The 13,439-nt window shown below is 65.1% G+C and carries 14 protein-coding genes; 11 read left to right on the top strand and 3 right to left on the bottom strand.

What is annotated here, in order from left to right:
- Positions 1-54: 54 nt before the first annotated feature.
- Positions 55-2,274 (bottom strand): UvrD-helicase domain-containing protein, encoded by a 2,220-nt coding sequence (locus V6M37_RS05660; RefSeq protein ID WP_332671550.1) that lies wholly within the window; start codon positions 2,272-2,274, stop codon positions 55-57.
- Between V6M37_RS05660 and V6M37_RS05655 the strand changes: the two genes are divergently transcribed.
- From V6M37_RS05655 to V6M37_RS05610, 10 genes are all read left to right on the top strand, one after another.
- Positions 2,273-2,533, top strand: coding sequence for a hypothetical protein (locus tag V6M37_RS05655; protein ID WP_332671549.1), 261 nt, complete (start codon positions 2,273-2,275; stop codon positions 2,531-2,533). The two genes, V6M37_RS05660 and V6M37_RS05655, sit on opposite strands and share 2 nt — an antisense overlap.
- Before the next feature lie 75 nt (positions 2,534-2,608).
- Positions 2,609-2,935, top strand: coding sequence for a hypothetical protein (locus V6M37_RS05650; RefSeq protein ID WP_332671548.1), 327 nt, complete (start codon positions 2,609-2,611; stop codon positions 2,933-2,935).
- A gap of 244 nt (positions 2,936-3,179) precedes the next feature.
- Positions 3,180-5,795, top strand: a complete 2,616-nt coding sequence (leuS, locus tag V6M37_RS05645; RefSeq protein WP_332671547.1) for a leucine--tRNA ligase — start codon at positions 3,180-3,182, stop codon at positions 5,793-5,795.
- A gap of 12 nt (positions 5,796-5,807) precedes the next feature.
- Entirely contained in the window at positions 5,808-6,314 is a 507-nt protein-coding gene (locus V6M37_RS05640) for an LPS-assembly lipoprotein LptE (protein ID WP_332671546.1), read from the top strand.
- Complete coding sequence (gene holA, locus V6M37_RS05635) at positions 6,311-7,318, top strand: DNA polymerase III subunit delta (protein ID WP_332671545.1); 1,008 nt, start codon at positions 6,311-6,313, stop codon at positions 7,316-7,318. The genes V6M37_RS05640 and holA overlap by 4 nt, the downstream gene beginning before the upstream one ends.
- Positions 7,319-7,496: 178 nt before the next feature.
- Positions 7,497-8,774: a glutamate-5-semialdehyde dehydrogenase gene (locus V6M37_RS05630; RefSeq protein ID WP_332671544.1), complete on the top strand. Its 1,278-nt coding sequence runs from the start codon at positions 7,497-7,499 to the stop codon at positions 8,772-8,774.
- Positions 8,771-9,283 (top strand): methylated-DNA--[protein]-cysteine S-methyltransferase, encoded by a 513-nt coding sequence (locus V6M37_RS05625; RefSeq protein ID WP_442880995.1) that lies wholly within the window; start codon positions 8,771-8,773, stop codon positions 9,281-9,283. The genes V6M37_RS05630 and V6M37_RS05625 overlap by 4 nt, the downstream gene beginning before the upstream one ends.
- The gene (gene xerD, locus V6M37_RS05620) at positions 9,280-10,197 is read left to right on the top strand and encodes a site-specific tyrosine recombinase XerD (protein WP_332671573.1); all 918 of its coding nucleotides are present in this window, start codon (positions 9,280-9,282) and stop codon (positions 10,195-10,197) included. Before V6M37_RS05625 ends, xerD begins: the two co-directional genes overlap by 4 nt.
- A gap of 56 nt (positions 10,198-10,253) precedes the next feature.
- Positions 10,254-10,745 carry a Cys-tRNA(Pro) deacylase gene (gene ybaK, locus V6M37_RS05615; protein WP_332671543.1) on the top strand — a complete coding sequence of 164 codons (492 nt, stop codon included), beginning with the start codon at positions 10,254-10,256 and terminating at the stop codon, positions 10,743-10,745.
- Between the two features lie 129 nt (positions 10,746-10,874).
- Positions 10,875-11,246, top strand: coding sequence for an H-NS histone family protein (locus V6M37_RS05610; RefSeq protein ID WP_332671542.1), 372 nt, complete (start codon positions 10,875-10,877; stop codon positions 11,244-11,246).
- Positions 11,247-11,289: 43 nt separating this feature from the next.
- Here V6M37_RS05610 and V6M37_RS05605 read toward each other — a convergent pair whose 3' ends face one another.
- The gene (locus V6M37_RS05605; RefSeq protein WP_332671541.1) at positions 11,290-11,667 is read right to left on the bottom strand and encodes a dihydroneopterin aldolase; all 378 of its coding nucleotides are present in this window, start codon (positions 11,665-11,667) and stop codon (positions 11,290-11,292) included.
- 41 nt (positions 11,668-11,708) lie between these two features.
- On the opposite strand from V6M37_RS05605, the gene plsY reads away from it, so the two are divergent.
- Complete coding sequence (gene plsY / locus V6M37_RS05600) at positions 11,709-12,302, top strand: glycerol-3-phosphate 1-O-acyltransferase PlsY (RefSeq protein ID WP_332671540.1); 594 nt, start codon at positions 11,709-11,711, stop codon at positions 12,300-12,302.
- A gap of 93 nt (positions 12,303-12,395) precedes the next feature.
- Here plsY and tsaD read toward each other — a convergent pair whose 3' ends face one another.
- Positions 12,396-13,430, bottom strand: coding sequence for a tRNA (adenosine(37)-N6)-threonylcarbamoyltransferase complex transferase subunit TsaD (gene tsaD, locus V6M37_RS05595; RefSeq protein ID WP_332671539.1), 1,035 nt, complete (start codon positions 13,428-13,430; stop codon positions 12,396-12,398).
- Positions 13,431-13,439 lie beyond the last annotated feature (9 nt).

Below are 13,439 nucleotides of genomic sequence, written 5' to 3'. Positions count from 1 at the left end.
CGCACGGGAGCCAAGAGCGAGGACGCCGACATCGCGCAGGCCGGCGCGCTCCGGTCAAACCGCCGTAAGCTTCGCGACCCCTAGCAGCAACCACTTGATGCCGGCCGGCCCGAAATTGATCTGCACGCGCGCGTCGGACCCGCTGCCCTCGGCCGCGACGATAACGCCCTTGCCGAATTTCGCGTGGCTCACCGTCTGCCCGATGCGCAGCCCACCGACCTCCTGATTGCGGCGCGGCGGAACCGGCGCCGGTTTCGCACCGGCGCCGCGCGACGGCTCGTAGTAGCCGCCGAACCCGCTCCTCACGGCACTCGCCCGCGAACTCGGCACCGAGAGCCACTTCGTCAGCACCTCTGGAATCTCCTCGAGGAATCGCGACCGCAGGTTGTAGCGTGTCTGCCCGTGCAGCATCCGGCTCTGCGCGAACGACAGGTAGAGCCGTTCCCGCGCACGCGTCACTGCGACATACATCAGGCGCCGCTCTTCCTCGAGCCCCTCCGTTTCGAGGATGCTGTTCTCGTGCGGAAACAGGCCTTCCTCTAGGCCCGACAGGAACACGACGTCGAACTCGAGCCCTTTCGAAGCGTGCACTGTCATCAGCTGCACCGCGTCGCTCCCGGCGTCGGCCTGGTGCTCGCCCGCTTCGAGCGACGCGTGCGCGAGGAAGTCCGCGAGCAGCGCGTGCGGCTGATCGAGCGCTTCGGCACCCGCGCCGGACTCCACGAGGAAATTCGCCGCCGCGTTGATCAGCTCGTCGAGGTTCTCGAGCCGCTCCTGCCCTTCCTTCTCGTTGCGATAGTGCGCGCGCAGGCCCGACGCATCGAGCACATGATCGACCATTTCCGACAGCGGCAGCTTCGCCGTGTCGCGCCGCAGGTCCTCGACGAGGCGCACGAACTGCGCGAGCACGGTCCCCGGCTTGCCGGCGAGGTGTGGGACCGACGCATACAGGCTGCTGTTCCAGGTCTTCGCCGCGTCCTGCAGCACTTCGAGCGACCGCGCGCCGATGCCGCGGGCGGGGAAGTTCACGACGCGGCTGAACGCGGTGTCATCGTCCGCGTTCGCGATCAGCCTCAAGTACGCGAGCGCATGCTTGATTTCCTGCCGCTCGAAGAAGCGCAGGCCGCCATAGACGCGATACGGAATGCCCGCCGAAAAAAGCTGATGCTCGAGCACACGCGACTGCGCGTTGGAGCGATAGAGCAGCGCGACGTCCGACCGGCCCGTTCCGTCGCGCACCAGCGACTGGATTTCCTCGACGATCCAGCGCGCCTCGTCGAGATCGGCAAGCGCCTCGAACACCCGGATCGGCTCCCCGGCCCCGCGCTCGGTCCACAGGTTCTTGCCGAGCCGCGCAGTATTGTGACGAATGATTGCGTTCGCGGCGTCGAGAATATTGCCGTGGGAACGGTAGTTCTGCTCCAGGCGGATGACGTTCGCGACGTGGAACTCGCGCTCGAAATCGCGCATGTTGCCGACCTCGGCGCCGCGAAAGCGATAGATCGACTGGTCGTCGTCCCCGACGCAGAAAAGACTCGCTCCGCCCTCGCGCCCCTCGTCCGCGAGCAGCTTCAGCCACCGGTACTGCAGCCGGTTCGTGTCCTGGAACTCGTCGACGAGGACGTGCCGGAAACGGCGCTGGTAGTGCTGGCGCAAGGGTTCATTGCGTTCGAGCAATTCGAAGCTGCGGAGCAACAACTCCGCAAAATCCACAACAGACTCGCGCTGGCACTGTACTTCATACTCGGTATAAAGCCCTACCCGACGGCTGGTATGGTCGTCCCAAGCATCGACAGCATGCGGACGCAGGCCGGCCTCCTTCTGGGCATTGATGAAATGCTGCAGTTCGCGGGGAGGAAATTTTTCGTCGTCGACATTGAGTGCCTTGAGCAGCCGCTTGATCGCGGCGAGCTGGTCGCCCGAGTCGAGGATCTGGAAGAGTTGGGGCAGCCCGGCGTCGCGGTGGTGGGTACGCAGCAGACGGTTGCAGAGGCCGTGGAAGGTACCGATCCACATGCTGCGCGCCGAGCGGTTGAAGCTCAACGGAAGCATTGCCGACAGACGGGCGAGCAGTTCCTTCGCGGCCTTGTTCGTAAAAGTAACGGCAAGAACGCCGTGAGGGTCGACCTGTCCCGTCTGGACGAGCCAGGCGATGCGAGTCGTCAGGACGCGCGTTTTGCCGGAGCCGGCGCCGGCGAGGATCAAGGCGTGTTGGGACGGCAGCGTGACTGCCTGGAGTTGCTGGGGATTTAGATTGGCTAGCAGGTCTGACATGGAGGTTTCCTTGGGTGCCCGTGATTTTACCGGGCGCGGAGGAATGCCGGAGCAGGACGGCGCGACCCCCGCAGATCGGACGAGCAAAGGAACCGGTGTGCTCGGCGTGTTGCACTGCCGCAACACGCTCTTGATCGAGCTACTGTCTTTCCATTATTTTTTGGATTGTGCGCGGCAACATTCAGTTGAGTTTTATCAAGGACACTGCAAGTGGTTCCACGGAAAATTCGCCGGAACCTCTGATGCTGCAGTGCATTAACGGCGCCAAACGCAACGGTAGGCTTACAAGGCCTACCTCGGCGCACAAGGCCGACAAGGCCACTGGAGAACGGACATGAAGACACCGAAGCTTTTGCCCTGGTATGCCCGCAAAGCCGGCGTATCGATCGATCGTGCGACCGTGCTGTGGCACAAGGCCGTGCGCGAAGCCACCGCGGCGACGGGCTGGGTCGGCAACGCCGAGTACTGGGGCGAAGCGATGAACACCTTCCAGCGGCTGCTCGAAGAGGAACAGGCCACGATGTGCGCGCCGCGCGTCACGCCGTTCGTGCGCAGCCAGAATCGCCTGTGGCGCCTGCCGCTGACCGCGTTCGAAGACGTCGTTTCCGCGATGTCGGCGAACTGGCACCACCATTCCGGCGGCCCCCGCAGAGCGGCCTGACCGGTCTCCCGAACTCCCCGCGACGCCCGGCCGTCGCGGTATCGTCTCCCTCCCTCTCCGTTCATGGAGATTCGCATCCGGCGCGGCCGGATGCTTTTTTTCCGCCATCCGACATCGGGACGACGCTCATCCTGCTGCGCGCGCTCGAAGCAATGCCCGGCAGGGGGACAGAACCGCCCCGCCCGGCGGGCCCCGCCTTCGCGATATACTTGCGCGTTTTCCACGCCGCGACGCCAGCCCCGCCATGCAGGACAAATACATTCCCGCCGCAGTCGAAGCCGCCGCCCAGCAGCACTGGGAGGGCACCGAGGCCTTCCGTGTCGCCGAGGACGCCGGCAAGCCGAAGTACTACTGCCTGAGCATGTTCCCGTACCCGTCGGGCAAGCTCCACATGGGGCACGTGCGCAATTACACGATCGGCGACGTGCTCTCGCGTTACCACCGGATGCGCGGCTACAACGTGCTGCAGCCGATGGGCTGGGACGCCTTCGGGATGCCGGCGGAGAACGCCGCGATCCAGAACAACGTGCCGCCGGCGAAATGGACGTACGCGAACATCGAGTACATGAAGACGCAACTGAAGCGTCTCGGTTTCGCGATCGACTGGTCGCGCGAGCTCGCGACCTGCAAGCCCGACTATTACCGGTGGGAGCAGTGGCTGTTCACGCGGCTGTACGCGAAGGGACTGATCTACAAGAAGCTCGGCACCGTGAACTGGGACCCGGTCGACGAGACCGTGCTCGCGAACGAACAGGTCATCGACGGCCGCGGCTGGCGCAGCGGCGCGCCGATCGAGAAGCGCGAAATCCCGATGTACTACATGAAGATCACCGCGTACGCGGATGAACTTCTCGAAGCGCTCGACGCGCTGCCCGGCTGGCCGGAGCAGGTCAAGCTGATGCAGAAGAACTGGATCGGCCGCTCGGAAGGCGTCGAGGTGCATTTCCCGTACGACGTCGCGACGATCGGCCACGCCGGCGTACTGAAGGTGTTCACGACGCGCGCCGACACGCTGATGGGCGCGACCTATGTCGCGGTCGCCGCCGAGCATCCGCTCGCGCTGCAAGCGGCGGCGAACAACCCGGCGCTCGCGGCCTTCGTCGACGAATGCCGGCACGGCGGGATCGCGGAAGCGGACCTCGCGACGATGGAAAAAAAGGGGATGGCGACCGGGCTGCGTGTCGTGCATCCGATCACCGGCAAACCTCTCGACGTCTGGGTCGCGAACTACGTGCTGATGGGCTACGGCGAAGGCGCGGTGATGGCGGTGCCGGCACACGACGAGCGCGACTTCGCGTTCGCGACGAAATACCGGCTGCCGATCAGGATGGTCGTACGCTCGGCCGGCAACACGGACACGCTCGCGCCGTGGCAGGACGCGTACGCGGAGCACGGGCGCCTCGTCAATTCCGGCAAGTACGACGGTCTGCATTTCCAGGATGCGGTCGCCGCGATCGCGGCCGATCTCGAAACGAAGGGCTTGGGCGCGAAGCGCACGCAGTATCGGCTGCGCGACTGGGGGATTTCGCGCCAGCGCTATTGGGGCTGTCCGATCCCGATGATCCGCTGCGGCGACTGCGGCGACGTGCCGGTGCCCGACGACCGATTGCCGGTCGTGCTGCCGGAGAATGTCGAAATCACCGGCCGCGGGTCGCCGCTCGCGAAGATGCCCGAATTCTACGAATGCGACTGCCCGCAGTGCGGCAAGCCGGCGAAGCGTGAAACGGACACGATGGACACCTTCGTCGAGTCGTCGTGGTACTTCCTGCGCTATGCCTCCCCGGACAACGGTAACGCGATGCTCGACGGGCGCGTCAACTACTGGGCCCCGGTCGACCAGTACATCGGCGGCATCGAGCACGCGATCCTCCACCTGCTCTACTCGCGCTTCTTCACGCGCGCGATGCGCGACGAAGGCCTCGTCAACGTATCGGAACCCTTCACGAACCTGCTGACACAGGGAATGGTCGTCGCCGAAACCTATTACCGCGAAGCCGCAGGCGGCAAGAAGCAGTGGATCAACCCAGCCGACGTCGCGATCGAGCGTGATGAAAAAGGCCGCGTCGCCGCCGCGAAGCTCGTCGCCGACGGCCAGCCAGTCGTCATCGGCGGCACCGAGAAGATGTCGAAGTCGAAGAACAACGGCGTCGACCCGCAGGCCCTCGTCGACCAGTACGGCGCGGACACCGCCCGCCTCTTCATCATCTTCGCCGCGCCGCCCGACCAGCAACTCGAGTGGTCCGACTCCGGGGTCGAAGGGGCGTACCGCTTCCTGCGGCGCGTGTGGACGTTCGGCCACGTTTTCGCGAGCGACTTCCGCCAGCAACTGCCAGCCGACCGCCGGCTCCCGGTCGGCAAACTGCCCGATGCGCTCGCGGCCGTGCGGCGGGAAATCCACTCCTGCCTCAAGCAGGCTAACTACGACTTCGGCAAGCATCAGTTCAACACCGTCGTCTCCGCGGCGATGAAGACCCTGAACGCGCTCGAGAAGGCCCCGCGCGACGATGCCGCCGCCCACGCCGAAGTCGCCGAGGAAGGACTGGGCATCCTGCTGCGCCTCCTCGCGCCGATCTCGCCGCACATCACGCAGGCGCTGTGGCAGGACTGCGACTTCGGCGGCGAACTGCTCGACGCGCCCTGGCCGGAGCCGTCCGACGACGCGCTGAAACAGGATGAAATCGATCTCGTCCTGCAGGTCAACGGCAAGCTCCGCGGCAGCGTCAGGGTGACTGCGGATGCCGGCCCGTCCGACATCGAGACGCTCGCGCTGGCGTCCGAAGCGGCGCAGCGATTCATGGAAGGCAAGCCGCCGCGCAAGGTGATCGTCGTGCCCGGCCGTCTCGTCAATATCGTCGTCTGATCCGGATTGCCGATGACCTCCCCTGTCCGCCGCCGTCTCATTCTCGCCCTCGGCGCCGCCGCGGTGGCGACCTCGCTGCCCGGTTGCGGCTTCCAGCTCCGCGGGCCGCGGCCGCTTCCGTTTTCGAGCATCCACCTCGGCGTCAGCGCCCATTCCGATCTCGGCTCGGCGCTGCGCCGGCGGGTTATCGCGAGCGGCAGCACCGAGGTCGTCGACGACCCCGCGAAGGCGGAAGTCCGGCTCGAGATCCTGCAGAGCGCGCCCGAGCGCGAGATCCTGACGCTTACCGGCGCCGGCAAGGTGCGCGAATACGAACTCCGGCACGTCATGAGATTCCGCCTCGTCGGCCGCGCCGGCAACGAGTGGATCGCGCCGACGACGATTTCGGCGAAGCGCGAATACAACTTCGACGATTCGCAGGTGCTCGCGAAGGAGCAAGAAGAAGCGCTGCTTTTCCGGGACATGCAGGCCGACCTCGTCGACCAGCTGGTGCGCCGCCTCGCTGCCGCCAATCCGTGAACCTGCGGCCCGACCAGTTACGCGCCCATCTCGACAAGCCGCTCGCGCCGCTCTACCTGCTGCACGGCAACGAGCCCCTGCTCGTCCTCGAAGCGGCCGACCTCGTGCGCGCCGCGGCCCGGCGGCAAGGCTTCGAAGAACGCGAAACGCTCGTCGTCGGCCAGGGTTTCCGTTGGGACGCGCTCGCGGCGGCCGCGGGCAATTTCTCGTTGTTCGGCGGCTCGAAACTGATCGACCTGCGCATCCCGAACGGGAAACCCGGGCGTGAAGGCGGTGAGGCGCTGCAGCGTCACGCACGTCATGCCGGCAGCGGCATCGTTACGCTGGTCACCCTGCCCGAAGTGGATTGGGCAACGCGCAAGACGGGGTGGTTCACGGCGCTGGCCGAAGCGGGCATCGCGCTGGAGCTGAATGCGCCGGAACGCGAGCGCCTGCCGGAGTGGATCGCCGGGCGCCTCGCGCTGCAGAAGCAGGTCGCCGAGCCCGAAGCCCTGAGCTTCATCGCCGAACATGTCGAAGGCAACCTGCTCGCCGCGCACCAGGAAATCCTCAAGCTCGGCCTGCTGCACGGCGAAGGCAGACTGAGTGCAGACGACGTCCGCAGCGCCGTGCTGAACGTCGCACGCTACGACATCGACATGCTGCGGCAGGCGCTGATCGAAGGCGATCCGGCCCGCTGCACGCGACTCCTCGAAGGACTGCAGGGAGAAGGCACGGCGCCGCCGCTCGTACTGTGGGCGCTAGCGAACGAGATCCGCACGCTCGCCACGCTCGCCGGCGGCCAAGCGTCCGGCCAGCCGCTCGCGAACCTGATGAAGGCCGAACGCATCTTCGACGAGCGTCGCCGGCAGGCGATCCAGCGCGCATTGCCGCGCCTCCGGCCCGCAGCCCTGCGCGCGGCCCTGCTGCATGCGGCGAAGATCGACCGCATCATCAAGGGGCTCGCTGCCGGAGACATCTGGGACGAATTCCTGCAGCTTGCGCTGCGAGTCTGCCGCCGCTGACTGCGCCCGCCCGGGTGGAATCCCTTCGGTTCTTGTTCGGCGGCGGCATTTTTCGCCCGGCTTTACGTCCCGCCCAGACTGCTTCGTTCACCCGAATTCTCCGTTCGGGGCGGGTGGAGGCTGGCCGATCGCGCCCGAACGATGATTTAATTGCCTTTTACCGGCACTCGAGACCGCCATGGAAATCCGGAATTACATGCAGACGGTGGGCCGCGCAGCCCGCGCTGCCTCCCGCCTGCTCGCTGCCGCCACGACGGCCAGCAAGAACGACGCGCTCCTCGCGATGGCTGCCGCGATTCGCGAACGCCGCGCGCAACTGCTCGCAGCGAACGCGCGCGACCTCGAAGAGGCGCGGGCGGCGGGACTCGAGCCGGCGCTGATCGACCGCCTGACCCTCACCGACAAGGGCGTCGAGGCCATGGCCGAAGGGCTCGAACAGGTCGCTGCGCTGCCCGACCCCGTCGGCGAAATCAACGATGTCAAACGGCGCCCCTCGGGCATCGAAGTCGGGAAGATGCGCGTGCCGCTGGGCGTCATCGGCATCATCTACGAGGCGCGGCCGAATGTGACCGCGGACGCCGCCGCGCTGTGCCTGAAATCCGGCAACGCTGCGATCCTGCGCGGCGGCAAGGAAGCGATGCACTGCAACCAGGCGATCGCGGCCTGCGTGCGGGACGGGCTCGCCGCCGCCGGCCTTCCCGAGACGGCGGTGCAGGTCATCGAAACCACCGACCGCGCGGCCGTCGGCCACTTGATCACGATGCCGGAATTCGTCGACGTCATCGTCCCGCGCGGAGGCAAGGGGCTGATCGAGCGCATTTCGGCCGAAGCGCGCGTGCCGGTCATCAAGCATCTCGACGGCAATTGTCACGTCTATATCGATTCGGATGCCGATCCGGCGAAGGTCGTTCCGATCGTCGAAAACGCCAAGACGCAGCGGTATGGCACCTGCAATACGGCCGAGTCGTTGCTCGTCGCGCGCGACGTCGCGGCGCGCTTCCTGCCGGAGATCGGCCGCATGCTCGCCGCGAAAGACGTCGAAATGCGCGGCTGCGCCGAGTCATTGTCGATCCTGCGTGAAGCCGGCATCGCCAATATGAAACTCCGGACGGCAACCGAGCAGGACTGGCACGAGGAATATCTCGCGCCGGTGATCGCGGTAAAGGTCGTCGCCGATATCGACGACGCGATCACCCATATCAACAATTACAGCTCCGGCCATACCGAGGCGATCGTCAGCGAGAACTACACGAAGGCGATGCGCTTTCTCCGCGAAGTCGATTCTTCGTCGGTCATGGTCAATGCCTCGACCCGCTTCGCTGACGGTTTCGAATACGGGCTCGGCGCGGAAATCGGCATTTCGACCGACAAGATCCACGCTCGGGGACCGGTCGGACTCGAGGGGCTGACGAGCCAAAAGTGGATCGTTTTCGGCCACGGGGAGACGCGGCGCTGACTTCCCCTCGCAAGACATCGGGCCGCACAGTCGATTCGCATCGAGATCATTTCGCGGCCGTTCTCTCGCTGCCGTTCAGCGCGTTCGGCGTCCGCCTCGCCGGGGATGTCGTCGACGAACTCGTGTTCCTGCCGCCCGAGACGCCGGCGGCGGCACCCGAGTGTGTGCTCGCGGAGCAGGTCGCGACGCAGATCGATCGCTGGCTCGCCGACCCCGGGCGCCCTTTCGAATTGCCGCTCGCGAACCGCGGCACGGCTTTCCAGCGCCGGGTTTGGAACGCGATCGCCGCAATTCCGCCCGGCGAATATCGGCGCTACGGCATGCTCGCAGCCGAACTCGGAACCGCTGCAAGAGCGATTGGCCAGGCGTGCGGCGCGAATCCGTTTCCGCTCGTGATCCCCTGCCACAGGGTAGTGTCCGCCGCGGGGCTCGGGGGTTTCGCCAACGCCACCGACGGTTATCTGATCGACGCGAAGAACTGGCTGCTGGAGTTCGAGGCAGGGCGTTGAGCGGAATCGAGACGAGCCTGAGCGCGGAAATCCGGGCCGAGCTCGATGCGTTCACCGACGAGGTCTGGCTCGAACACGGTCTCGCCCGCAATACCCTGTCCGCCTATCGCAGCGATCTCACGCTTTTCGCGCTTTGGCTGGGCAAGCGCGGGGGGCAATTACGCGACGCACACGGCGACGACCTAGCCGCCTATCTCGCCGAATTCTCGCGGCAATCCAAACCGTCGAGCCAGCGTCGATTGCTGTCCGCGTGGCGACGCTATTACCGGAATCTGCTTTCCGACGGCCGGATTGTCGACGACCCGACCGTTTTGCTCGACCCGCCGATGCGCACCGAGCGTTTTCCGAAGACATTGTCGGAGGCCCAGGTCGAAGCGCTGCTCGCCGCACCCGATGCCGGCACAATCTTCGGCCTTCGCGACCGCGGCATGCTCGAAGTCCTTTACGCGACCGGCGTGCGCGTTTCCGAACTCGTCGGCCTGAAGATATTCGCGGTCAACCTGATCGACGGTGTGGTGCGGGTCACCGGCAAGGGCGACAAGGAACGGCTCGTGCCGCTCGGCGAGGCGGCCGTCGAATGGATGCAGAAATACCTGGCCAAAGCCCGGCCGCTCCTGCTCGATGGCAGAGTCAGCGACGACGTCTTTCTGACCCGCTTCGGCACCGGAATGACGCGCCAGATGTTCTGGCGAATCATCAAGCACTATGCGCTCGCCGCCGGAATCTCGCCGGCGTCAATTTCGCCGCACACCCTGCGGCATGCCTTTGCGACGCACCTGATCAACCACGGCGCCGATTTGCGCGTCGTGCAGCTGCTGCTCGGCCACGCGGACATTTCCACCACGCAAATTTATACCCACGTTGCACGGGAGCGGCTGAAAGCCCTGCACGCCCGCCACCATCCCCGCGCCTGACACTGCAGCGCAGATTCGTCGGGCAAAACGACACCCATGATTCATGGAGCAAGTGCATGAGCAAATCGGGATCGCGCGCGCCGGAAACCCCGGCCACCCGTTTCCTCAAGGAGCATCGTATTTCGTACTCCACGCATCTTTATCCGTACGAGCCTCATGGCGGAACGCGGACATCGGCCCGCGAACTGAACGTACCGGAACATTCGGTCGTCAAGACGCTCGTAATGGAAGACGAGGACGCGAGCCCGCTGATCGTCCTCATGCACGGCGATCGCAAGGTATCGACAAAGGAACTGGCCCGACAAACGGGCCGCAAGCGCATCGCGCCCTGCACCCCGGAAACGGCGACGCACCACTCCGGCTATCTCGTCGGCGGGACCTCACCATTCGGCACCCGCAAACCGCTTCCGGTATTCATTGAAAAGTCGATCCTCGATCTACCGCTCATTTATATCAACGGCGGACGGCGAGGCTTTCTCGTCGGCCTGAACCCCAACGATCTCCCGCGTGTATTGACACTGCAGATCGTCAATGCGGCAATCGAGTAATTTTCCGCCGCAGGATTCTAATTCCGGCGTTTTGCTGGCAAAATAAGTATGCCGGGCCGTTGACATGGAAAGAATACGTATTGACGATCCGGGATCGTATCAAGACAAAGTTCAATAACTGGAGAAACCATGGAACTGGCCAAGCTGTCGCTGACTGAATTGCGCCGCCTTCAATCGCGGGTCGAGACCGAGATTCGCCGGCGGAGCGATAGCGCCCGCCGTGATTTGCTCAAGAAAGTGCAAAAAATGGCGGCCGAAGAGGGTCTGTCGCTCAGCGATCTCCTTGGCGGCGCTTCTTCCGCCGGCGAGGAAAAGCAGCCTTCGACCAAGCGCAAGACCAAGGCTGCAGCAAAGAAGAACGGTGCGAGCCCGGCGAAGTATCGTCATCCCGAAAACCCCGCAATCGGCTGGAGCGGGCGCGGCAGGAAGCCGCAATGGGTGATCGACTGGCTCGCGCAGGCCAAACCGCTGGCCGAACTGGAAGCGAGCGCCGAGAAATGACGAGTCGCAGGAACGCCGTTTCGAATCGGCTCGGCGTTCCGGCTCAAGCGGCGGAAGGCGGGAGCGAAATGCCTTCCCGCCCCCGCTGGATGTACACACCGACCCGCCGCACGCCTTTCATCACTCCCATCTTCGCAATCCGGATCTTGACCCACGGGACGCCGAATTCATCGAACAGCAGATTGACGACGAATTCACCCAAAGTCTCGATCAGATTGAAGTGTCGGCTCAGGAGCTCGCTGCGGATCCGCTCTATCACTTCGGCGTAGTTGATGGTGTCGCCGATGTCGTCATGCTCCGCGGCGGAATCCGGCACCCCGAACGTCAGGTTGAATTCGACGGTTTGCGGCGCGGCCTTTTCACGGGGATAGATCCCGACCCAGGCCTGAACCCGCAGTTCCTCGATGAAGATGAAATCCATGTTGTTTCCCGATTAGAATCGCGGCAATTTTAGGTGAAAACATGCCCCTTCTGCCTTTATTGCTCGCGGCCTACGTGCTCGGGTCGATTCCCTTCGCGATCGTTTCGAGCCGTCTGTTCGGTCTCGCCGATCCGCGGAAATACGGTTCCGGAAACCCCGGCGCGACGAATGTGCTGCGCAGCGGCAACAAGGCGGCCGCATTGGTGACCCTCGTTGGCGATTGCCTCAAAGGATGGCTTGCCGTTTGGGCCGCGGCACGCTTCGGCTTTTCACCGTTCGAAGCCGCGCTCGCCGGGCTCGTCGCCTTCCTCGGGCACGTATTCAGCGTATTTCTACGGTTCAACGGAGGTAAAGGGGTCGCCACTGCCCTCGGCGTTCTCGCCGGAATCAACGGGTGGATCGCCTTCGTCGCACTGTTCGTCTGGCTCGCCGTCGCATTCTTCACCCGTTACTCGTCGGCCGCCGCGCTATCCGCCGCGGCGGCAGCGCCGATCGCGGGCCTCGTGCTGCTCGGCCCGGGGCCGACCATCGTCGTGCTGGCGGTCGTTGCCGGCATCCTCGTCTGGCGTCACGCATCCAACATCCGCAAATTGATCAGCGGCACCGAAAGCAAGATCGGGGGGCGGCGCGCCTGAAATATCGGAAACAGCAGGAGCGCCTGTCGAGAATCGCTCACCCTCGCATCACGACCGTACGAGCGCCCCGGCCTTCCGTTTAGCGCGCGACGCTTACCCAGGCACGCCGGGCGCCTTCAGGTCGGCGAGCGGCCAACGGGGAAACACCCGCACCGCAAAACTGCCCGCCCCCGCCTGTCCGGCTGCAAACCGACGCGCACCGGCAAATGCGATCATCGCGCCGTTATCGGTGCAAAGTTCCGGCTCCGGGTAATACACCTTCCAGCCCTTGCGCCGCGACGACGAATCGAGGCGTTGGCGCAGCTTTCGATTCGCCCCCACTCCGCCCGCGACGACGAGCCGCGACAGACCGGTCTGCTCCAATGCCTTGAGCGCTTTTGCGGTCAGCACCTCGACGACCGCCTCCTGGAAATCCGTGGCGAGATCTGCGGCGTCCCGTTCCGGCTGCCACTCCCTCCCCGACACGACGTTGAGCACCGCGGTCTTGAGGCCGCTGAAACTGAAGTCGAGGTCGCCGGAGTGCAGCATCGGACGCGGCAGACGGAACCGCCCGCCGTGCCCGGTTTCCGCAAGGCGCGCCAGCTCCGGCCCGCCGGGATAGCCGAGACCGATGAGTTTTGCGGTTTTGTCGAATGCTTCGCCCGCGGCATCGTCGAGCGTCTCGCCGAGCAGCGCGTACTCCCCGACGCCGATCACCCGCATCAGTTGCGTATGTCCCCCGGAGACCAGCAGCGCGATGAACGGAAATTCGGGCGGCTCGGCGGCCAGCAGCGGCGACAGCAGATGACCTTCGAGATGATGGACCGGCAAGACCGGCACGCCGAGCGAAAGACCGAGCGACTCTGCAAAGCTCGCGCCGACGAGCAGCGCGCCCGCAAGCCCCGGGCCGGCCGTATACGCGATCGCATCGAGCTCGCCTGCTGTGCACGCGGAGGCCGCGAGCACCTGCCTGACGAGCACCGGCAGGCGGCGGATATGGTCGCGCGACGCGAGCTCGGGGACGACGCCGCCGTATTCGGCGTGCAGCTCGATTTGCGAATGCACGCAATGCCCGAGCAACCCCCTTTCGGTGTCGAACACCGCGACGCCCGTCTCGTCGCACGAAGTTTCGATTCCCAGCACTCTCATCACTGACCG

The sequence above is a fragment of the Aromatoleum sp. genome (genome assembly GCF_036675785.1).
Lineage (GTDB): Bacteria > Pseudomonadota > Gammaproteobacteria > Burkholderiales > Rhodocyclaceae > Aromatoleum.
This window is presented reverse-complemented; position numbering and strand designations above follow the sequence as displayed.